The 19,171-nt window shown below is 66.7% G+C and carries 18 protein-coding genes; 8 read left to right on the top strand and 10 right to left on the bottom strand.

The genetic code is table 11. The annotated features are described in order from the left end of the window. Positions 1–448: 448 nt before the first annotated feature. From VE25_RS12845 to hisG, 4 genes are all read left to right on the top strand, one after another. Entirely contained in the window at positions 449–718 is a 270-nt protein-coding gene (locus VE25_RS12845; protein WP_152664611.1) for a hypothetical protein, read from the top strand. Positions 719–867: 149 nt separating this feature from the next. Next, a complete protein-coding gene (gene hisS / locus VE25_RS12840) occupies positions 868–2,469 on the top strand; it encodes a histidine--tRNA ligase (protein ID WP_046109029.1) in 1,602 nt (533 codons plus the stop codon). A gap of 355 nt (positions 2,470–2,824) precedes the next feature. After that, on the top strand, positions 2,825–3,892 hold the full coding sequence (locus tag VE25_RS12835) for an ATP phosphoribosyltransferase regulatory subunit (protein WP_046109028.1): 1,068 nt from the start codon (positions 2,825–2,827) through the stop codon (positions 3,890–3,892). Beyond that, positions 3,889–4,596 carry an ATP phosphoribosyltransferase gene (gene hisG / locus VE25_RS12830; RefSeq protein WP_046109027.1) on the top strand — a complete coding sequence of 236 codons (708 nt, stop codon included), beginning with the start codon at positions 3,889–3,891 and terminating at the stop codon, positions 4,594–4,596. Before VE25_RS12835 ends, hisG begins: the two co-directional genes overlap by 4 nt. 349 nt (positions 4,597–4,945) lie before the next feature. Here the strand turns inward: hisG and VE25_RS12825 are convergent, their stop codons facing one another. From VE25_RS12825 to VE25_RS12815, 3 genes are all read right to left on the bottom strand, one after another. Beyond that, positions 4,946–5,896: a substrate-binding domain-containing protein gene (locus VE25_RS12825; protein ID WP_046109026.1), complete on the bottom strand. Its 951-nt coding sequence runs from the start codon at positions 5,894–5,896 to the stop codon at positions 4,946–4,948. Between the two features lie 68 nt (positions 5,897–5,964). Then, the gene (locus VE25_RS12820) at positions 5,965–6,990 is read right to left on the bottom strand and encodes an ABC transporter permease (RefSeq protein ID WP_046109025.1); all 1,026 of its coding nucleotides are present in this window, start codon (positions 6,988–6,990) and stop codon (positions 5,965–5,967) included. Beyond that, positions 6,971–8,512 (bottom strand): sugar ABC transporter ATP-binding protein, encoded by a 1,542-nt coding sequence (locus tag VE25_RS12815; protein ID WP_046109024.1) that lies wholly within the window; start codon positions 8,510–8,512, stop codon positions 6,971–6,973. The genes VE25_RS12820 and VE25_RS12815 overlap by 20 nt, the downstream gene beginning before the upstream one ends. Positions 8,513–8,708: 196 nt before the next feature. On the opposite strand from VE25_RS12815, the gene VE25_RS12810 reads away from it, so the two are divergent. Next, entirely contained in the window at positions 8,709–9,737 is a 1,029-nt protein-coding gene (locus tag VE25_RS12810) for a LacI family DNA-binding transcriptional regulator (RefSeq protein ID WP_046109023.1), read from the top strand. Positions 9,738–9,804: 67 nt separating this feature from the next. Here VE25_RS12810 and VE25_RS12805 read toward each other — a convergent pair whose 3' ends face one another. From VE25_RS12805 to VE25_RS12795, 3 genes are read right to left on the bottom strand one after another with little or no spacing between them, the layout of a single operon-like run. After that, positions 9,805–11,034 (bottom strand): NAD(P)/FAD-dependent oxidoreductase, encoded by a 1,230-nt coding sequence (locus VE25_RS12805; protein ID WP_046109038.1) that lies wholly within the window; start codon positions 11,032–11,034, stop codon positions 9,805–9,807. Positions 11,035–11,036: 2 nt separating this feature from the next. Beyond that, entirely contained in the window at positions 11,037–11,351 is a 315-nt protein-coding gene (locus VE25_RS12800; protein WP_046109022.1) for a MocE family 2Fe-2S type ferredoxin, read from the bottom strand. Positions 11,352–11,371: 20 nt separating this feature from the next. Next, positions 11,372–12,481, bottom strand: a complete 1,110-nt coding sequence (locus tag VE25_RS12795) for a fatty acid desaturase family protein (protein ID WP_046109021.1) — start codon at positions 12,479–12,481, stop codon at positions 11,372–11,374. Positions 12,482–12,608: 127 nt separating this feature from the next. Here VE25_RS12795 and VE25_RS12790 point away from each other — a divergent pair, with 127 nt between their 5' ends. From VE25_RS12790 to VE25_RS12780, 3 genes are all read left to right on the top strand, one after another. Then, positions 12,609–13,628, top strand: a complete 1,020-nt coding sequence (locus VE25_RS12790) for a LacI family DNA-binding transcriptional regulator (protein WP_046109020.1) — start codon at positions 12,609–12,611, stop codon at positions 13,626–13,628. Between the two features lie 108 nt (positions 13,629–13,736). Further along, the gene (locus VE25_RS12785) at positions 13,737–14,987 is read left to right on the top strand and encodes a glycosyltransferase family 2 protein (protein ID WP_083988914.1); all 1,251 of its coding nucleotides are present in this window, start codon (positions 13,737–13,739) and stop codon (positions 14,985–14,987) included. Between the two features lie 11 nt (positions 14,988–14,998). Further along, the gene (locus tag VE25_RS12780; RefSeq protein WP_046109019.1) at positions 14,999–15,748 is read left to right on the top strand and encodes a TSUP family transporter; all 750 of its coding nucleotides are present in this window, start codon (positions 14,999–15,001) and stop codon (positions 15,746–15,748) included. A gap of 13 nt (positions 15,749–15,761) precedes the next feature. Here VE25_RS12780 and VE25_RS12775 read toward each other — a convergent pair whose 3' ends face one another. The 4 genes from VE25_RS12775 to groL all read right to left on the bottom strand — a co-directional run bounded on the left by VE25_RS12775 (position 15,762) and on the right by groL (position 19,151). Next, the gene (locus VE25_RS12775) at positions 15,762–16,544 is read right to left on the bottom strand and encodes a sulfite exporter TauE/SafE family protein (RefSeq protein ID WP_244466917.1); all 783 of its coding nucleotides are present in this window, start codon (positions 16,542–16,544) and stop codon (positions 15,762–15,764) included. A 144-nt stretch (positions 16,545–16,688) separates the two neighbouring features. Next, positions 16,689–17,090, bottom strand: a complete 402-nt coding sequence (locus tag VE25_RS12770; protein WP_046109017.1) for a type II toxin-antitoxin system HicB family antitoxin — start codon at positions 17,088–17,090, stop codon at positions 16,689–16,691. A 7-nt stretch (positions 17,091–17,097) separates the two neighbouring features. After that, positions 17,098–17,289, bottom strand: a complete 192-nt coding sequence (locus tag VE25_RS12765) for a type II toxin-antitoxin system HicA family toxin (protein WP_046109016.1) — start codon at positions 17,287–17,289, stop codon at positions 17,098–17,100. Positions 17,290–17,510: 221 nt separating this feature from the next. Next, a complete protein-coding gene (gene groL, locus VE25_RS12760) occupies positions 17,511–19,151 on the bottom strand; it encodes a chaperonin GroEL (protein WP_046109015.1) in 1,641 nt (546 codons plus the stop codon). Positions 19,152–19,171: the final 20 nt, after the last annotated feature.

The following is a 19,171-nucleotide window of genomic DNA, read 5'->3' as shown; positions in this document are numbered from 1 at the left end:
GGGGTGGGGGGAAGCCTCGGCGGCTCACCGGAACCATCCCACCCTCATTCCTCCCCTCAAAGAGGGAGGCGTATCGTGCCTGCAGAACCCCTTGTTGCATTCATGCAACACTCGCTCGAGCCTGCGACAACCCGCCGCATTAGGTCTTGCCACTCACGACGACGTGAGCTACTGACCCTCTCGTCCGCAACCAGCACCAGGGAGACAGTCGTATGAATAATACCGCACACGCTCCGATCACGGGTGCTTTCCGGGTGCATCTCCGCCGACATTGATTTTCGGCCGCCCGGGCTCTTCTCGCCGATCCTTCGGCGCGGACGCACCCACCCCCTGACGACGCATCGATAGCTCCGCCACGGCACGGATTCCGTCCGGGCGTTCGTTCGTCGTCGCTTCAACCAACCCAAACCAATGGAGCCGGCGCGCTTTGGCGCGTCCGGATGGCAAGATGACTCTTCAAAACGCAAAGCCGCGCAGCCTTGCGCTGCGCGCAACCGACGGCTGGTCCATCAGCGAAGGCATGCCCGAGCCGCGGCGCAACGTCCTCGAAAAGCTTCTCGCAGCCCTCCTTTCCTGGCTGCGACGCCCCAAGAGGCCGCCCGACGTGCCGGATTACCTGCGGGCCGACCTCGGCCTGCCCCCGGTGGAGGACAACCCCTACCTTGTTCCTCCCAACCCGGACTACGCGCTGCTGGCCATGATCTGGCTGAAACGCTGATGAGGCAGGGGGAGGCTGCGGCTTCCCCCTGTTGCCCCTTGCCCCCCGATCCGTCAAAGCAACGGCGATAAAGAACCTGCAGCCGGCGTTCCGATTGCATCAGACCGCATAAGGCTCTAGGGAAACGGCGCGAATTCAGGACGTTCCCAATGACCGACAAGCAAAAGCTCATCGCCCCGCGCCTGCCGCGCGGCTTCGAGGATCGCACCCCCGGCGAGATCGCCGCGGTCGACGCGATGATCGAAAAGATCAAGGCGGTCTACGAACGCTACGGGTTCGACCCCGTCGAGACCCCGATGTTCGAATACACCGAGGCGCTGGGCAAGTTCCTGCCCGATACCGACCGGCCCAATGCCGGCGTCTTCTCGCTGCAGGACGACGACGAGCAGTGGCTGTCGCTCCGCTACGACCTCACCGCCCCGCTCGCCCGTCATTTCGCCGAAAACTTCGAGGCGCTGCCCAAGCCCTACCGCTCCTATCGCGCCGGCTACGTCTTCCGCAACGAAAAGCCCGGCCCCGGGCGCTTCAGGCAATTCATGCAGTTCGACGCCGATACGGTCGGCGCGCCGGGTCCGGAGGCGGACGCCGAGATGTGCATGATGATGGCCGACGTCATGGATGCGCTGGGGCTCAAGGGCAAGTACGTGGTGCGGGTGAACAACCGCAAGGTGCTGGATGGGGTGATGGAGGCTGTTGGTGTCATCGATGAGAGTCAAAAGCTGACTGTTCTCCGCGCCATTGATAAGCTCGACAAGTTCGGGGTGGATGGAGTGCGCCTTCTGCTCGGCAATGGACGAAAGGACGAGAGCGGAGATTTCACCAAGGGTGCGGGGCTAAGCTCAAGTCAGATCGATAGCTTAGAAAAACTTTATGTCATTCGCGACGAAGGGCGGCGGGACTATTTTTTGCTGATGCGCGATGAAGACTTGCTCGAAGATGACTACTTAGTTGGTCAGCAACAGGCAGTTGGTAGCACTCCGGTCGGTGCGAATGTTCTGGGGAATATTCGAGTCTTGGACTACACACTTGAGGAGTTTTCCTCGAACGAGAGTGTGGTTCAAGGTGTGGAAGACCTTAAGCAGATCAGTCGGTTAGTCCGCGCCGGCGGATTTGGGACCAAAAGGATTCGGATAGATACGTCTGTCGTACGTGGCCTCGAATACTACACCGGCCCCGTCTTCGAGATCGAATTGACCTTCCCGGTCACCAACGAGAAGGGCCAGCAGGTGGTCTTCGGCTCCGTCGGCGGCGGTGGTCGTTATGATGGCCTCGTCTCGCGCTTCCGTCGTGAGCCGGTGCCGGCCACCGGCATTTCTATAGGCGTCTCCCGCCTCGCCAATGCCCTGAAGCTCACCGGCAACCTGGGGGCCACTGAACCCATGGGCCCCGTCGTCGTCCTCGTCATGGACAGGGACGAGACCCCCGGCTACCAGAAGATGGTGGCCGAGCTGCGTCAGGCCGGCATCCGCGCCGAGATGTTCCTCGGCCAGACCAAGAATTTCGGCAAGCAGCTCGCCTATGCCGACAAGCGCAACTCCCCCGCCGTCGTCATCGAGGGCGGCGACGAGCGCGCCCGCGGCGTCGTGCAGATCAAGGACCTGATCGCCGGCAAGGAAGCGGCCAAGGCCATCACCGACAACGCCGAATGGAAAGCCGAACGTCCGGGCCAGTTCGAGTGCGACCGTTCGCAGATGGTCGAAAAGATCAAGGCGCTGCCCGCCGTCGCCGCGTGGCTGGCGGGGCAGTCCTGAATATGGCCCCGAACGCTCCCCTCCCACCGGATGTCATCCCTGCGCAGGCCGGGACCCATCCTGAGGCGCCACCACAGCCGCAACGTGCATGGGTAGGGGTGCACACCGAGCCACCTGGCGGCCTGCTGCGGTATCTCAGGATGGGCCCCGGCCTGCGCCGGGGTGACATCGTGGGCGGGGATGGTCTTGCGCCATTTCGTCAAAAGCCGCCGACCCCCTTCACCTCTCCCTTCGGGGGAGAGGTCGGCGCGCAGCGCCGGGTGAGGGGGCCTTCAGGTCCAAGCACGCGGAAAGGCACCCTCACCCGGCCGCAAGGGGCCGACCTCTCCCCCAAGGGAGAGGTGAAGGGGGCGTCATGACCCCCGCCACCCGCCGCACCGCCCTCGAATCCGTCATCGCCGCGCAGGCGGCCGAGCGGGTCAATCCGCCCCTGCTCTTGCCTGCCGACCCCTATTTCGACCTCGCCGGCGAGGAGTTCGGCCGGCGCCTCCTGCTCACCAGCGGCAATGACGGGGCCGAATACTGCCTGCGGCCCGATTTCACCCTGCCGATCGTTGCCGATTATATCCGCAATGGGCCGGGCAAGCCTGCTGCGTTCTCCTATCTCGGCCCCATCTTTCGCCAGCGCGAGGACGGGCCCGCCGAGTTCGACCAGGCGGGCTTGGAGCTCCTCGCCCAGCAGAACGCCGATGCCGCGCTCGACGCCGTCTTCGCGTTCGCGCGCGATGCGCTCGCGGCCTACGGCATCACCCGACCGAGGATCCGCCTCGGCGGCGTCCGGCTGTTCGAGGCGCTCCTCGCGCAGGCCGACATGCCCGACGCCTGGCGACCGCGCATCCGCCACCGCTTCGGCCACCCGGAAGCGCTCTCGCGCCTCCTCGCCCGGCTGACGGCCGCGCCGGACCTGCCGCGCGTCAAGCAGCCGAGCCGCAAGGCGCTGGTGGAGGATATCACCGGGCGCATGACCGCCGCGGGCCTCAGCCTCACCGAGAGCCGCACCCCCGAGGAGATCGCCGAGCGCTACCTCGAGCAGCAGGCGCTCGACGCCGCCCATGTGCCGGCCGACACGCTGCGCCTCCTTAAGGACTATCTCGCCATCTCCGGCCCCGCCCTGCAGGCGCTGACGCGCATCGAGGCGCTGGCGCATGTGCGAAAGCTCGATCTCTCCGCGCCGCTCGCGACGCTGCGCCGTCATCTCGTCGCGTTGGGCTCCGAGGCGGACGTCGTCTTCGAGGCCGATTTCTCGCCGCGTCTCGACTATTACACCGGCATCGTCTTCGAGATGAGCGGGAGAGGGGACGAGATTCTCGCCTCCGGCGGGCAATACGACCGGCTGCTGGAACGGCTCGGCGCCACGTCTCCCATCGCGGCCTCCGGCTGCGCGCTCTGGGTCGACCGGCTGGAAGCGGAGGCGGCGCGATGACCGGCTTGACGCTCGCCGTGCCCTCCAAGGGCCGGCTGGAAGAATTGACCCGCGAGTTCTTCGCCGGCGAAGGGCTCGCCATCACCCGTCCGGGCGGCGCCCGCTCCTATCTCGGTGCGCTCGAAGGCGCCCCGGAGGTGACGGTGCGGTTCCTGCCCGCCGGCGAGATCGCCCGCGAGCTCATCCGCGGCACCGTCGATATCGGGGTGACCGGCCGCGACCTCATCCACGAGACGTCCGAGAGCGGCCCGCAGGCCGTGCATTTCGCCCGCGCCCTCGGGTTCGGGCAGGCCAACGTCGTCGTCGCCGTGCCCGACGCCTGGATCGACGTCACCCACATGCACGACCTCGCCGACGTCGCATCCGACCTGCGCTCGCGCCGCAAGCGCTGGATGCGGATCGCCACCAAATATATCACCATCACCCGCCAGCATTTTGCGCAGGCGGGCATTGCCGAATACCGGATCGTCGAAAGCCTCGGCGCTACGGAAGCCGCTCCGGCATCTGGCGCCGCCGACATCATCGTCGACATCACCACCACCGGCTCGACGCTGGCCGCCAACCAGCTGCGCGTGCTGGAGGACGGCGTGCTGCTCGAAAGCGAGGCCTGCCTCGTCGTCTCGCGCACGGCGAAGTGGGGAGGCAAGCGCAAGGCGATGCTGGATGCGCTGCTGAGGCGGTTGGGTGCGGAGGCGATGGGGTAGGGAAGGGCAGGAGCGGACAGGGCACGCTGCTTGCCTCCGCCCGGCTGTCATCCCGGCGAAGGCCGGGACCCAGTAAACGACGCCACTGCGACTGGCACAATACCTTCGACCCACAGGGTCATCCCCGCGAAAGCGGGGACCTCCGTTTGCAGGGCTATTGTTAGAAAACAGAGGTTCCCGCTTTCGCGGGAATGACCGGTGGAGTGATTGGCGAGGTGCAAAGTCGCCGGGCCAGTGTGTACTGGGTCCCGGCCTTCGCCGGGATGACAGCCGGTGGGTGGCGATGGTGCTCTGCTCCACAAAAAAGAGGCGCCTTTCGGCGCCCCTTGAAGTTATTGGATTGCTGCGATCAGAACGGCGAATCCGGGAAGTAGAACTGCTCGGCGTTCTCCTGGGTGATCAGCGGCGAGCCGAGGATGTATTCGCCGCGCACCGGGCCGTTGGAGGTGAAGTGGGCGACGGTCACGTCCATGGCGGTCGCGATCTGGGCGGGCGGATAGAGCACGTCGACGGGAACGAGCGGATCGCCCTCCATCACGCCGCGCACGATCTCCTTCATGCCGGCGCCGCCGACCACGAACATCTCGTCTTCGCGGCCCGCCTGGCGGATGGCTTCCACGACACCCAAGGTGATGTCGTCGTCCTGCGCCCACACGCCATCGATGTCGGGGAAGCGCGACAGGAAGTCCTGCATCACCTCGAAGCCGTCATCGCGGTTCCAGTTGGCGAATTCGTCGTCGAGCACGTTGATGCCCGAGCCCTCGATCTTGGCCATGAAGGCGTCGAACCGCTCGGTGTCTAGCACGGTCGGGATGCCGCGCAGGATGACGATGTTGTCGCCCTCGCCCAGCCGGGTCATCATGTACTCGGCCGAGTTCTCGCCCATCTCGGTGTTGTTGCCCGAGACATAGACGTCCTGGATGGTCGGGTCGGTGAGGCCCCGGTCGACCACGGTGATGAACGCACCCGTATCCTTGACGGCGCGCACCGGCTCGGTCAGCGGCTCGGATTCGAACGGCAGCACGACGAGCGCGTCGATCTGCTGGACGGAAACGAGGTCCTCGAGGTCGCTCGCCTGGTCTTCCGGACCGTCGGCGGTCACGATGATGAGGTCGATATTGGGGTGCGCGGCCTCCAGGCGCTTCTCGGCTTCGGCGGCATGCCAGTTGAGGCCGCCCATGAAGCCGTGGGTCGCCGCCGGGATCGAGACGCCGATCCTGATCTGCTCGTCCTGGGCGGCGGCCGCCCCGGTCAGAACGCTGGTGGCCAGCAGGCCCAGCGCCAATGCCTTCAAAGACATGTAGTCCTCCCTAAGTGACTGGCGTCGGGTGACGCCCTGAACCCGCGCTTTGGTGGACGCGGTATTGCTTACTCCGCCGCCTTCTTGCGGCGGGCGCTGAGAGAGCCGCGCTGCAGGTAGACCGCAGCCACGATGATCACGCCCTGCACCGCCCCGTTGAGGTAGTTGGAGATGATCTCGGTGAGATTGAGGATGTTGCCGATGGCCGTGAGGATCAGCGCGCCGATGACCGTGCCGCCGACGCGCCCGAAGCCGCCCTTGAGCATGGTGCCGCCGATGATGACGGCCGCGATCGCCTCCAGCTCCCAGAGCACGCCCGTCGCCGCCGACGCCGAGCCGAGGCGCGGCACATAGATGATGGTGGCGAGCGAAACGCAGAGCCCCTGCAGGATATAGGTCCAGGTCTTGACCCGGTCGACCTTGATGGCCGAATAGCGCGCCACGTGCTCGTTCGAGCCGATCGCCATGCAGTAGCGCCCGAACGCGGTGCGGTTCATCAGCACCCAGCCGATGATGGCGACGACGATGAACACCCAGACCGGATAAGGGATGCGCAGGAAGCTGTCGTAGTAGACCGGGCGGTAGATCTCGCGCGCGCCGCTGGCCAGCGACAGCGTGCCGCCATCGGCGAAATAGGTCACCAGCGAGCGATAGATGCCCATCGTCCCGAGCGTCACGATGAAGGCTTCGATCTTGGCCTTGGTGGTCAGGAACCCGTTGATGAACCCCGCCCCGATCCCGAGGATCAGCGAGCAGCCGATGCCCATCAGCACCGTCCAGATCGAGACGCCCATGCTCTCGACCGCCCAGTTCATCACGATGATCATGACGCCGGCGATGAAGGCTGCCATCGAGCCGACGGAAAGGTCGATGCCGCCCGCCGTGATGACGAACGTTGCGCCGACCGCGATGATGCCGATGAAGGCGGAGCGGGTGAGGATATTGGTGACGTTGCCTTCCGCCAGGAACAGCGGATTGAGCGCATAGCCGAGCGCCACCAGCAGGATCAGCGCCAACAGCGGTCCGGCCGTCTTGAGGTCCAGCCGGAAGCCCTTGCTCGGCGATGCTGCTGCCTCAGGCGCTGATACGCTCATTTTCCCCACCCTGCTTGATGCCCGCGGCGTACCGCATGATTTCCGATTCCGTGATCTCGGCGCCTTCGAGGATTCCCGCGATCCGCCCCTCGCGCATCACCACAACCCGGTGGGCGAGCCCGATCACCTCCTGCATCTCCGAGGAGATGACGATGATGGATTTGCCCTCGGCGGCGAGCGCGGCGATGATGTGGTAGATCTGCTGCTTGGTGCCCACATCGATGCCGCGCGTCGGCTCGTCGATGATGATGATGTCGGGTTCGGCCTCCATCATCTTGCCCAGCATCAGCTTCTGCTGGTTGCCGCCCGAGAGCTGACCGACCCTGACCGAAGGGTCGCGCGCCCGGATGTCGAACCGGCGCACCGCCCGCTCCAGCGCCCGCGTCTCGCTCTTGTCGTCGAGGAACGGTCCCTTGAAATGGCGCTTCAGCGTCAGGAGGGTCAGGTTGTCCTTGAGATTGGCGGTGAGCAGCAGCCCCTTGCCCTTGCGGTCCTTGGTCATATAGGCGACGCCCGCCGCCACCGACTTCGAAACGTCGGCAAACCGCACGGGCGTGCCCTTGTGCAGGATTTCCCCGCTGTCGAGGGGCGAGAGCCCGACGATCGCTTCGGCCACCGCCGTGCGGCCCGAGCCGATGAGGCCGGCAAAGCCGAGGATCTCCCCGCGCTTCAAGGCAAAGCTCACGTCGCGCACGCCCGGCGCCATGAGGTTGCGCACCGCGAGCACCGTATCGGCGTCGACGTCCGGCTCGTGCTTGGGCGGATAGAGATTGGAAAGCTCGCGCCCCACCATCATCTGCGCGATGGAATCGGGGGTGAGCGCCTCGGTGCCGACGGTCGCGATGAGCTGCCCGTCGCGCAACACCGTCACCCGGTCGGCCAGCCGCATCACCTCGTCGAGCTTGTGCGAGATGAAGATGATGGCGACGCCCTTGGCCTTGAGCCTGTCGACCTGCTCGAAGAAGGTCTCGGTCTCGGCGACCGAAAGCACCGCCGTCGGCTCGTCCATGATAAGCACGCGCGCGTCGCGGCTGATGGCCTTGGCGATCTCGATCATCTGCTTGTCGGCGACAGAGAGCGTGTTGATGCGCACGTCCGGATCGATGTGGACGTGCAGCGTCTCGAGGATGCGCCGCGCGCCCTCGCGCATCTCGCGCAGCTTGAGGAACGGCCCGGACTTGAGCTCGCGCCCGAGGAAGATCGAGTCGGCGACCGTCAGGTGCTCGGCAAGGTTCAGTTCCTGGTGGATGACGACGATGCCCAGGTTCACCGCCTGCCCGTCCGGCGGCAGCTCCACCGGAGCCCCGTCGAGCTCGACATGGCCCGACGTCGGCCGCTCGAGGCCGGACAGGATCTTGATGAGGGTGGATTTGCCCGCGCCGTTCTCGCCGATGATGGCGTGAACCTCGCCGGGGCGGATGTCGAAATCGATGCTGAAGAGGACCGGCACTTCGCCGAACGCCTTGCTCACCCGCTTGGCAGCGAGAACGACAGGCGCTGCTGGCTCGCCCTGACCGGCCATGGATGTCCTCCCGGGAAACGGCCGGCTTTTCGTGCCGGCTTCCTCTTCCTTGTCCGTTGGTGTAAAGGTTTTCATGCGCTCTGTAAAGGTTTACATCCAGCCTTGTGTGTATAAACCTGAGCGGCGGCTCGCGGGGGAGGGCCGGCGTCTGCTAAGGCGCGGAGAAGGGCGGCTCGAGCCGTTCAGGGAGCCAGCGGTGCTGCATAAGAAGCTCGCCACCATCGAGGATGTCGCTGCTCTCGCCGGTGTTTCCATTGCCACCGTCAGCCGCGCTCTGAACGAACCGACCAAGGTCGCCGATTCCACCCGGCGCCGCGTTTCCGAGGCCATCGCCCAGACCGGCTATACGACCAACGCCATGGCGCGCAACCTGCGGATGCGCCGGTCGAACATGATCCTGATCCTGGCACCCGACGTCGGCGATCCCAACTTCTCCAACATCCTCGTCGGCCTCGAGACCGAGGCCAGCAAGCGCGGCTATGGCCTGCTCATCGGCAACACCCAGAACGATCCGCTGCGCGAGGCCGACTACCTGCGCTTCATCAGCTCCAACCAGGCCGACGGCCTGATCCTCCTCACCGGCCACCTGCCTTACGGCATCGGCGAGGCGGAAGGGTCCATGCGCCTGCCGCCTATGGTCGCCGTCGGCGAGCCGGTGCCCAATGCCGACATCCCCTTCATCGGCGTCGACAACCTCGAGGCGGCGCGGATCGCGACCGAGCATCTCATCGCCCAGGGCCACAAGCGCATCGCGTTCATCGGCCGTTCGTCCGGCCGCGCGGTCAACAGCCTGCGCGAGCGCGGCTATCGCGCGGCCCTCCAGGGCGCAGGCATCGCCGTCGATCCGGCCATGATCATCGACGGCGACGGCACCACCGAGAGCGGACGCGCCGCCGCCGAGCTGATGTTCGTGCGCGATCACCTGCCGACCGCCTTCTTCTGCGTCAACGACGCAACGGCCCTGGGCGTCATGATCTCCCTCAACGCGCGCCGCTACGACCTGCCGGCCGATTTTTCCGTCATGGGGTTCGACGACATCTCGTTCTCGAGCTTCGTCACGCCCGCCTTGACCACCATGAAGCAGCCGCGCCTCAACATCGGCGAGCGCGCCATGGACATGCTCCTTGCCCTTCTCGAAGGCGGCGAACCGCGCGAGCGTGAGGTGCTGTTCCGCGCCGAGCTGATCGTCCGCAATTCCGTAAAGGCGCCGCGGACGCGGTTCTAGGTTTGCTGTCGCAACGAGGCGGCCGGGAGGCGATAGAGCCGCTGATTTGGTTAATCCATGAAAGGCTCTAAGCCGCCAGCAGGCCCTTCAGCTTGACCTCCGCGCGCGAGAGGAGCGCCGGGTCCGGGCGTGCGCGCCGCGCGATCAGCATCTCGGCGAGGCGGATGTCGCGCGCGATGCTGCCATCCGGGCCGATGTCGCTCGCCGCCGCGAGGCGGCCGGTGGCGTCGAGGTGGAAGAGAATGAACGCATCGTCCGCGAGCCGGCGTTCGACGATCGCATGATCCGGCTCGGGCAGCCCCGCGACCTGCAGGCTGAGCTCGTACTGATCCGACCAGAACCACGGCACGGTCTCGAAGGGTCTCTCCTCACCGAGCATGCTTCCCGCGACCGCCTCGGCCTGTTCGAGGGCGCAGCGCCAGCTCTCGAGCCGCATCACCCGCCCGTCCCGGCTGGAGAGGGGGAAGGCGCAGCAGTCGCCCACCGCAAAGATCGCCGGATCGCCGGTGCGCAGCCGCGCGTCGACCACGATGCCGTTGTCGACCGTGAGTCCGGCGGCGGCGGCGAGCTCCGTGTTGGGCACCGCCCCGACGCATGCGACCAGCAGGTCGCCGGCGAGCCGGCTCCCATCGGCAAGGGTCACCGCGGCGCCGGTCTCGTCCGCCGCGATGCCGGCGATGCCGACGCCGCAGCGCAGGTCGACGCCCGCCGCGCGATGCCGGGCGGCGACCACGTCGGCGATGTCCGCCGGCACGCCGCGCATCAGCACGCGCGGCTGCGTTTCGATGAGCGTCACGGCGCAGCCGCGCCGGCGGGCGGTGGCGGCGATCTCGAGCCCGAGGAATCCGCCCCCGAGCACCAGCAGCTTCGCGCCGCTGCCGAGCCGCTGGCGCAGCGCCCGGCAGTCCGCCATGTGGCGCAGATAATGGATGCCCGCGATCTCGGCGCCGTCCTTCTGCAGGCGGCGCGGCCGTGCGCCGGTCGCGAGCAGCAGGAGGTCGTAGCAAAGCGCGCCGCCATCCGCGAGGCGGACGATGCGTGCGTCCCGGTCGATCGCGACGGCCGGGTTGGCCCGATGCAGCGTTATCGAGCGTTCGGCAAGCGCTGCTTCGTTGACAACCTGGCGCGGCGGCGCACCGTCCTCGGCCAGAACGGCCTTGGAAAGCGGCGGCCGCTCGTAGGGCAGCTCCGCTTCCTCGCCGACGAGATGGATGGGGCCATCAAAGCCCCTGCCGCGTAGTGCCAGGGCCGCGCGGGCCCCGCATTCGCCCGCGCCCACGATCACCCTGCCGGCCATGATCATCCGACCTCGACGAGGACGTCCTCGCCCTCGATCCGCACCGGGAAGGTGGCGAGGTCGACGCAGGCCGGCGCGCTCCTGGCAGCGCCCGTCCTGTAGTCGAAGCGCCCGTTGTGCTTGGGGCACTCGATGATGTCGCCCATCACCAGCCCGTCCGAGAGATAGGCGTGCTCGTGGGTGCACACGCCATTGGTGGCGAAGAACTCGCCCTGCGGGCTCTTGTAGATGGCGTAGACCTTGCCCTCGTGATCGAAGCGGATGACGTCCTCCTCGTCCACGTCATCGATGGCGCACGCAGTGACCCAGCGGCCCATGGTCGTCTCCTCGAGTTTGGTTATTGCGCGGCCGCCGCGCCCGGCATCGGCGGCACGTGCAGGTCTTCGCGATAGGGCTTGGCCGTCGGCGGCAGCTCGCGCTTGATGAAGTAGTCCTCGTAGCGCAGCTGCCGCAGGAATGCCGGGATCATCTCCTTGTAGCCCGCCCAGATGGAGGGCGTCGGCGCCGGCAGGTCATGCCTGATCGCCGCGTGCAGCCGCGGCAGCGCGTGGTAGGGCACCATGGGGAACATGTGGTGCTCCACATGGTAGTTCATGTTCCAGTAGATGAAGCGGCTGACCGGGTTCATGTGGACGGTGCGCGAATTGAGCCTGTGGTCGGTGACGTTGTCGGCAAGCCCCCCATGCTGCAGCAGGCCGCACATCACCATGTGCCAGGCCCCGTAGAGCCGCGGCAGCCCGACCAGCATCAGCGGCAGGATGGACTGCATGTAGATCGAAAGCGCGATCACGCCCGCATAGATGGCGACCCAGATGCGCGCGGTGCGGACTACCTTGCGCTGCTCCATTGCCGGGATGAAGCTCTTCTCGGCCGCGCTGAGGTGCCCGGCGGCGTTGCGCATCATGTCGCTCATCGCATACCAGACGTCCGAGATGCCGACGAAGCCGAGGATGAGGCGCACGAGGTCGGGCGGACGCATCACCGCGATTTCCGGATCGCGCCCGACGATGATGGTGTCCGTATGGTGCCGCGCGTGGCTCCAGCGCCAGGTCACCGGATTGCGCATGATCATGAAGCAGGCGATCTGGTAGACGACCCGGTTCATCCACTGCGTCCTGAACGCCGTGCCGTGGCCGCACTCGTGCCAGCGCGAGTCGCTCGCCGATCCGTAGAGCACGCCATAGGCGGCAAAGAACGGCACGCACCACCAGGTGCCCCAGAAATAGACGCCGCTTGCGCCGAACAGCACCAGCAGCCCGAGCCAGAGAATCGTGTCGCGGATGGCCGGCCCGTCGGAGCGCTGCATCAGCTCCTTCATCTGCTTGCGCGGCACGTCCGTGTGGTACCACTCGGCCGCGGCGAGGCCCGTCTCGACCGCCCGGCGCCCATCGGCGCCCAGGAGGTCGTAGTCCCGCCTGCCGCGCGGGTTCAGCGCCACGTCGGTCATTTGCTCCTCCCAGCCTGCCGGTGACGCCAAAGCAGTAGCCGTCCGCCGCTTGGGAAGGCAAGACAGCTCTGATATAATCTATCAGAACCCATCAGAAACCGTCAGAACAGGTGAGAGTTTCCATCAGATGAAGCGGCCGACGATCTCGGATCTGGCAGCAGCGGCGGGCGTCAGCGTCGCGACGGTCGACCGCGTGCTCAACCGCCGCCTGCCGGTGCGCGAGGCGACGGCGCTCCGCGTGCTCGAAGCCGCCGAGCGCATCGGCTATTACGCCACGGGCCTCCTCAAGCGGCGGCTGCGCGAGGCGCCGCCGCGCACCTTCGGCTTCCTGCTGCAGCGGCGCAGCACCTTCTATCTCGGCTTTGCGCAAGCGCTCACGCAAGCCACCGATGCCTCGCCCTCCATCGATGGACGCGCCATCGTCGAGCATGTCGAGAGCATCGTGCCGTCGGTCATCGCCGCACGCCTGCGGGAGATGGCGGCGCGGGTCGACGCCATCGCCATGGTCGCCATCGATCATCCGACGGTCAACGAAGCCATCGACGCGGTCGCCGAAGCCGGCACGCCCGTCGTCCTGCTCCTCAGCGACGTCACCGCCCCCCGCCGCGCCGGCTGCCTGATGGTCGACAGGCACAAGTCCGGCCGCACCGCCGGCTGGGCCATCGCTCGGCTCTCGCGCGAGCCCGGCAAGGTCGGCATCGTCATCGGCAGCCACCGCTACCAGAGCCAGGAGATCTCCGAGATCAGCTTCCGCAGCTATCTGCGCGAGCACGCACCGCACCTCACGCTGCTCGAGCCGGTGGTCAACCTCGATGACCAGCAGGTGTCCTACGAGGTCGTCAGCGACCTCGTCGCCTCCAATCCCGACCTCGTCGGCATCTACGATTGCGGCGGCGGCGAGCAGGGCCTGGTGCAGGCGCTGCGCGAGGAGGGCAGCGGCCGGCGCATCGTCACCGTCTGCAACGAGCTGACGCCGGTCACGCGCGAGGCGCTGGTCGATGGCGTCATCGACATGGTGCTCGGCACGCCCGTCGGCGAACTGGCGCGCCGGACCGTCGCCGTCCTCGCCGACGTCACCGCCGAGCCGCATCGCGGCATGACGCAGGTTCTGCTCCCCGCCGACCTGCTGGTCAGCGAGAGCGTCTAGAAAGTGGACACCACCTTTCCGGTTCGAAAATAACGCCACCACTCCAGCCCGCCCGGTTCCGGGCCGCAGCCGCATTGCGTCCCGGCCGATTTCGCGGCAGAAGTCCTCATGCGAGTAGCGGGGAGCCCGCTCCCGGTGGAGCCGACGCTGGAACTGACCATTCTCATGCCGTGCCTCAACGAGGCCGAGACCCTGGCCGCCTGCATCGGCCGGGCGCGGGAGTTCCTTGCGCGCACCGGCATCGAGGGCGAGGTGCTGGTCGCCGACAACGGCTCGACCGACGGCTCGCGCCAGGTCGCGCTCGATAGCGGCGCCCGCGTCGTCGAGGCGACCCGGCGCGGCTATGGCGCCGCCCTCGCCAGCGGCATCGCGGCCGCCAAAGGGCGCTACGTCATCATGGGCGATGCCGACCTCAGCTACGATTTCGGCCGTCTCGACGCTTTCGTCGAAGCCCTGCGCGGCGGCGCCGTGCTCGTCATGGGCAACCGCTTCAAGGGCGGCATCGCGCCGGGGGCCATGCCCTGGCTCAACCGCCATGTCGGCAACCCGCTCCTCACCACCATCGGCCGGCTTTTCTTCAAGTCGCCGATCGGCGACTTCCACTGCGGCCTGCGCGGGTTCGAGCGCGACGCCATCCGCAACCTCAACCTGCGCACCACCGGCATGGAGTTCGCCTCCGAGATGGTGGTCAAGGCTACCCTAGCGGGCCTGCCCGTTGCCGAAGTCCCAACGACCCTCTCGCCCGACGGGCGCACGCGCCGTCCGCACCTGCGTCCCTTCCGGGACGGCTGGCGACACCTGCGGTTCCTGCTGCTCTTCTCGCCGCGCTGGCTCTTTCTCTATCCCGGCATCGCGCTCCTGACCTCGGGCCTTGCCCTGGGGGCGGCGCTGCTCGGCGGCCCGCTGCGCATCGGGCCGGCGGTGCTCGATATCCACGCCTTCCTCGTTGCGGCCATGGCCATTATCGTGGGCGTGCAATCCATCGCCTTCGCGCTGATCGGGCGGCGTTTCGCCACCCGCTACGGCTTCATCCCGCCCTCCGACAGCTACCACCGCGTGCTCGAGGCGCTTTCGCTCGAGCGCATCCTGCTCTTCGCCGTCGTCCTCATCCTCATCGGGCTGGTGACCCTGGGCTGGGGGGTGAGCGAGTGGGCGCGCCGGGGCTTCGGCATGCTCAATCCGGGCTCCACCATGCGCGCCATGATCATCGCCATGACCACGCTCGTCGTCGGCATCCAGCTCATGATGTCGGGCTTCATGTCATCGATGATCAATATCCCGCTCTACGAGCAGCGCGTCACCGACGGCCCGCCCCCCGACGATCACATCGAACGCCGCCGGCACGGCGACCAACAGTAGGCTTTCAGGAAGTGCTCGATCCCCTCGTTCTCCTCGCCCTCGCGGGCGTCGGTCTTCTCGCCGGTTTCGTCGATGCCATCGCGGGCGGCGGCGGCATGATCTCGGTGCCCGCGCTCCTCTCTGCCGGCCTGCCGCCGGTCGCCGCGCTCGCCACCAACAAGATGCAGTCGGTCATCGGCACGGCGATGGCGGTGCTGACCTATTGGCGGCGCGGCTTCATCGATGTGAAGAAGCTCGTCGTCGCCATCGTCCTCACCTTCGCCGGTTCGGCCCTCGGCGCTTTTGCGGTCAAGCAGATCGATACCGGCCTGCTCGCCGTCCTCGTGCCCATCGCGCTCATCGCCATCGCCGTCTATTTCGTCTTCGCGCCCAACCTCTCGGACGCAGACCGCACCGCGCGCCTCGCCTTTCCAGTGTTCGGGCCGGTCATGGGCTTCGTCATCGGCTTCTACGATGGCCTCTTCGGGCCGGGCACCGGCTCGTTCTTCACCATCGGCTTCGTCACGCTCTTCGGCTTTGGCCTGACGCGCGCGGCCGGACATACCAAGGCGCTGAACCTCGTCTCCAATTCCGCCGCGCTCGTCGTCTTCATCTTCGCCGGCGACGTCGTCTGGCAGGCGGCGATCGCCATGGCGGTGGGGCAGGTGGCCGGCGGCTATATCGGCGCGCGCGCCGGCATCCGGTTCGGCGCCCGCCTCATCCGGCCGCTGGTGATCGTGGTCTCGATCGCCATGGCGCTGCGATTGTTGTTCGCCGGTTAGCTTTCGGGAGAGGTCAGGCGCCGGTGAACAGCTGCCAGGTCTGGTAGCCGGCAAGCCCGATGACCAGCACGCCGACCACCACCATCAGCACCTGGGTCTTGACGTGCCGCACCACGAACCCGGCGATCGGCGCGGCCAGCAGCCCGCCGACGATGAGGCCGGCCACGGCCTCGGCGTGGTCGAGGATGCCGCCCGCCTCGCGCCAGTTGCCGGTGAGGAGCGCGATGAGGAAGCTCGCCGAGACGGCCGTCGCCACGAAGAACTCGGCGGCGTTGACCGAGCCGATGACGTAGCGCGGCGCGCCGCCGGTGCCGATCAGCGTCGAGGTGACGACCGGGCCCCATCCGCCTCCGCCCACCGCATCGACGAAGCCGCCGGCGACCCCCAGCGGGGCGACCACGGCCCCGTGCGGCTCGACGGTCTTTCGCCGCTGCCGGAAGGCGCGATAAAGGATGTAAAGGCCCATGACGGTGAGGTAGGCGGTGACGAACGGGCGCAGCACATCGCCGTCGACGCTGGTCAGCACATAGGCGCCGATGCACCCGCCGAGCACACCGGCGGGCACCAGCCGCCAGAAGAGGTTCCAGTCGACATTGCGGTGCCCGATATGGCTGGCGGCCGAAGCGCCCGTGGTGAACATCTCGGCCGCATGGACGCTGGCCGAAGCGTGCGAGGGCGGCACGCCGAAGGCGAGAAGCACGGTCGAGCTGATCACGCCGTAGGCCATTCCCAGCGCGCCGTCGACGATCTGCGCGAGAAAGCCGACGGCGGCGAACAAGAAGAAATCTACTGACAAACGCATCTCCCCAGGGCGGGCAGGAAGCTAATTGCAAAGCCGGGATTTGAGTAGACCCCGCCCGGGTCGCATTTTGCCTTCAAACGCGGCGTGGAGGAATGACGTTCCCGTTTCCGGCTTGATTCCGCAGAACGCTCGAGCCTCTCAACCCGCGATTTCCTTGCGGACAGCCGAGGCGATAAAGGCGGAGCGGGTTTGCTTGCGTTCACGCGCTTCCTCGTCGATGGCCTTGAGCAGGCCGAGATCGAGCGAAACGTTTATGCGCGTGGTCGACCCCAAGTCGCGCACCAGCGGCACGGAAGCGACGATCGCACCCTGCCGGTCTTCCCCAAAGGATGGATCGGAAAGAATGTCATCGGGCGATCGGGGAACGGGGACAGGATCGCCATCGGCCTCGATGCCTTCTATGTGAAAGGCAAGCGCCTCGGCCGCGTTCTTCAACGCTGCTTCGATCGTCTCTCCAGCGGCAATGCAACCGGGAACATCCGGGAAGCTCACGCCGAAGTCGCTGTCGGGGTCTTTATGAATGAAAGCGGTGTAACGCATGCCTGTCCTACTTGAGCCAGCCAGCCTGTCTATAGATGGACCGCAAGGTTCCGGTCGGAATATCCCTGTTCGGATGCGGAACCGTCACCCGGCCGTTGCGCTCTGGATGCCGATATTGGTGATAGTCGCCACGGACCGCCACCAGATACCATCCGTCCTGCTCCAGCAGCTTGATGAGCTTGCGGCTGTTCCGTTCCATCCGAGCCTCCGTGTAAGATAATACACACGACTTCCGCGTTCAATGGAGGTAGGCCGGTCGCGATGTGGTCAACCTAAACGGTGGCTCCGGAATCGCAAGACCTTGTAGCAGCGCGGCTTTTGGGTTGGGTTCCTTGTGGTCGGTTGACAAACGAAAGGGCGGCCCTCGCGGACCGCCCTCCCGTTCGTGACCTTGGGAAAGGTCGGAAGCGTGTGCGTGGACTAGAAGTCCATGCCGCCCATGCCGCCCATGCCGCCGCCACCCGGCATTGCCGGAGCGGCTTCCTTGGGCAACTCGGCGATCATCGACTCGGTGGTGATGAGGAGCGAGGCGACCGAAGCCGCGTCCTGCAGCGCCGTGCGCACGACCTTGACCGGGTCGATGATGCCCATCGCGATGAGGTCGCCGTAGACGCCGTTCTGCGCGTCGTAGCCGAAGTCGAGGCTGGAGTTCTCGAGGATCTTGCCGACGACCACCGAGCCTTCGTCGCCCGCGTTGTTGGCGATCTGGCGGACCGGCTCCTGGAGAGCGCGGCGCACGATGGCGATGCCGGCCTGCTGGTCGGGGTTGGCGCCCTTGGCCTTGAGGTCGGACGAGGCGCGCAACAGCGCGGTGCCGCCGCCCGGCACGATGCCTTCCTCGACAGCGGCGCGGGTGGCGTTGAGCGCGTCGTCGACGCGGTCCTTGCGCTCCTTGACCTCGACTTCGGTCGAGCCGCCGACGCGGATCACGGCGACGCCGCCGGCGAGCTTGGCCAGGCGCTCCTGGAGCTTCTCGCGGTCGTAGTCGGAGGTGGTTTCCTCGATCTGCGCCTTGATCTGGGCGACACGGCCCTGGATGTCCTCGGCCGAGCCGGCGCCGTCGACGATGGTGGTGTTCTCCTTGGAGATCTCCACGCGCTTGGCGGTGCCGAGCATGTCGAGGGTGACGTTCTCGAGCTTGATGCCGAGCTCTTCCGAGATCACCTGGCCGCCGGTGAGGATGGCGATGTCCTCGAGCATGGCCTTGCGGCGATCACCGAACCCCGGAGCCTTGACGGCCGCGACCTTGAGGCCGCCGCGCAGGCGGTTGACGACGAGGGTGGCCAGAGCCTCGCCCTCGATGTCCTCGGCGATGATCAGCAGCGGACGCTGCGACTGGACCACGGCCTCGAGGATCGGCAGGATCGCCTGCAGGTTCGAGAGCTTCTTTTCGTGGAGGAGGATCACCGGGTCCTCGAGGACGGCGGTCATCTTCTCGGCGTTGGTCACGAAGTAGGGCGACAGGTACCCGCGGTCGAACTGCATGCCTTCGACGACGTCGAGCTCGCTCTCAGCGGTCTTGGCTTCCTCGACGGTGATGACACCCTCGTTGCCGACCTTCTGCATGGCCTCGGCGATCATGTCGCCGACCGACTTCTCGCCGTTGGCCGAGATGGTGCCGACCTGGGCGACTTCGGCCGAGGAGGTGATCTTCTTGGCGCGGGCCTTGAGGTTGGAGACGACTTCCTCGACGGCCAGGTCGATGCCGCGCTTCAGGTCCATCGGGTTCATGCCGGCGGCGACGGCCTTGACGCCTTCGTTGACGATCGCCTGGCCGAGAACGGTTGCGGTCGTGGTGCCGTCACCGGCGATGTCGTTGGTCTTCGAGGCGACGGCGCGCAGCATCTGGGCGCCCATGTTCTCGAACTTGTCCTCGAGCTCGATTTCCTTGGCGACGGTGACGCCGTCCTTGGTGATGCGCGGGGCGCCGAACGACTTGTCGATCACGACGTTACGGCCCTTGGGGCCGAGGGTGACCTTGACCGCATTGGCCAGGATGTTGACGCCGCGCAGCATCTTGTCGCGGGCTTCGGTGGAGAATTTGACTTCCTTGGCTGCCATTTGAGGCTCCTTAGAAACAG

This window comes from Devosia geojensis (genome assembly GCF_000969415.1).
In the GTDB taxonomy this organism is placed as follows: domain Bacteria; phylum Pseudomonadota; class Alphaproteobacteria; order Rhizobiales; family Devosiaceae; genus Devosia; species Devosia geojensis.
Note: the sequence above shows the minus strand (reverse complement) of the source record. Positions and strands in the feature narration are given on the sequence as shown.

Excerpts from the sequence above, each read along its gene's own strand:
- VE25_RS12845 (WP_152664611.1), top strand. The coding sequence starts at position 449 with ATGACTCTTCAAAACGCAAAGCCGCGCAGCCTTGCGCTGCGCGCAACC.
- hisS (WP_046109029.1), top strand. The coding sequence starts at position 868 with ATGACCGACAAGCAAAAGCTCATCGCCCCGCGCCTGCCGCGCGGCTTC.
- VE25_RS12835 (WP_046109028.1), top strand. The coding sequence starts at position 2,825 with ATGACCCCCGCCACCCGCCGCACCGCCCTCGAATCCGTCATCGCCGCG.
- hisG (WP_046109027.1), top strand. The coding sequence starts at position 3,889 with ATGACCGGCTTGACGCTCGCCGTGCCCTCCAAGGGCCGGCTGGAAGAA.
- VE25_RS12825 (WP_046109026.1), bottom strand. The coding sequence starts at position 5,896 with ATGTCTTTGAAGGCATTGGCGCTGGGCCTGCTGGCCACCAGCGTTCTG.
- VE25_RS12820 (WP_046109025.1), bottom strand. The coding sequence starts at position 6,990 with ATGAGCGTATCAGCGCCTGAGGCAGCAGCATCGCCGAGCAAGGGCTTC.
- VE25_RS12815 (WP_046109024.1), bottom strand. The coding sequence starts at position 8,512 with ATGGCCGGTCAGGGCGAGCCAGCAGCGCCTGTCGTTCTCGCTGCCAAG.
- VE25_RS12805 (WP_046109038.1), bottom strand. The coding sequence starts at position 11,034 with ATGGCCGGCAGGGTGATCGTGGGCGCGGGCGAATGCGGGGCCCGCGCG.
- VE25_RS12800 (WP_046109022.1), bottom strand. The coding sequence starts at position 11,351 with ATGGGCCGCTGGGTCACTGCGTGCGCCATCGATGACGTGGACGAGGAG.
- VE25_RS12795 (WP_046109021.1), bottom strand. The coding sequence starts at position 12,481 with ATGACCGACGTGGCGCTGAACCCGCGCGGCAGGCGGGACTACGACCTC.
- VE25_RS12790 (WP_046109020.1), top strand. The coding sequence starts at position 12,609 with ATGAAGCGGCCGACGATCTCGGATCTGGCAGCAGCGGCGGGCGTCAGC.
- VE25_RS12785 (WP_083988914.1), top strand. The coding sequence starts at position 13,737 with ATGCGAGTAGCGGGGAGCCCGCTCCCGGTGGAGCCGACGCTGGAACTG.
- VE25_RS12770 (WP_046109017.1), bottom strand. The coding sequence starts at position 17,090 with ATGCGTTACACCGCTTTCATTCATAAAGACCCCGACAGCGACTTCGGC.
- VE25_RS12765 (WP_046109016.1), bottom strand. The coding sequence starts at position 17,289 with ATGGAACGGAACAGCCGCAAGCTCATCAAGCTGCTGGAGCAGGACGGA.
- groL (WP_046109015.1), bottom strand. The coding sequence starts at position 19,151 with ATGGCAGCCAAGGAAGTCAAATTCTCCACCGAAGCCCGCGACAAGATG.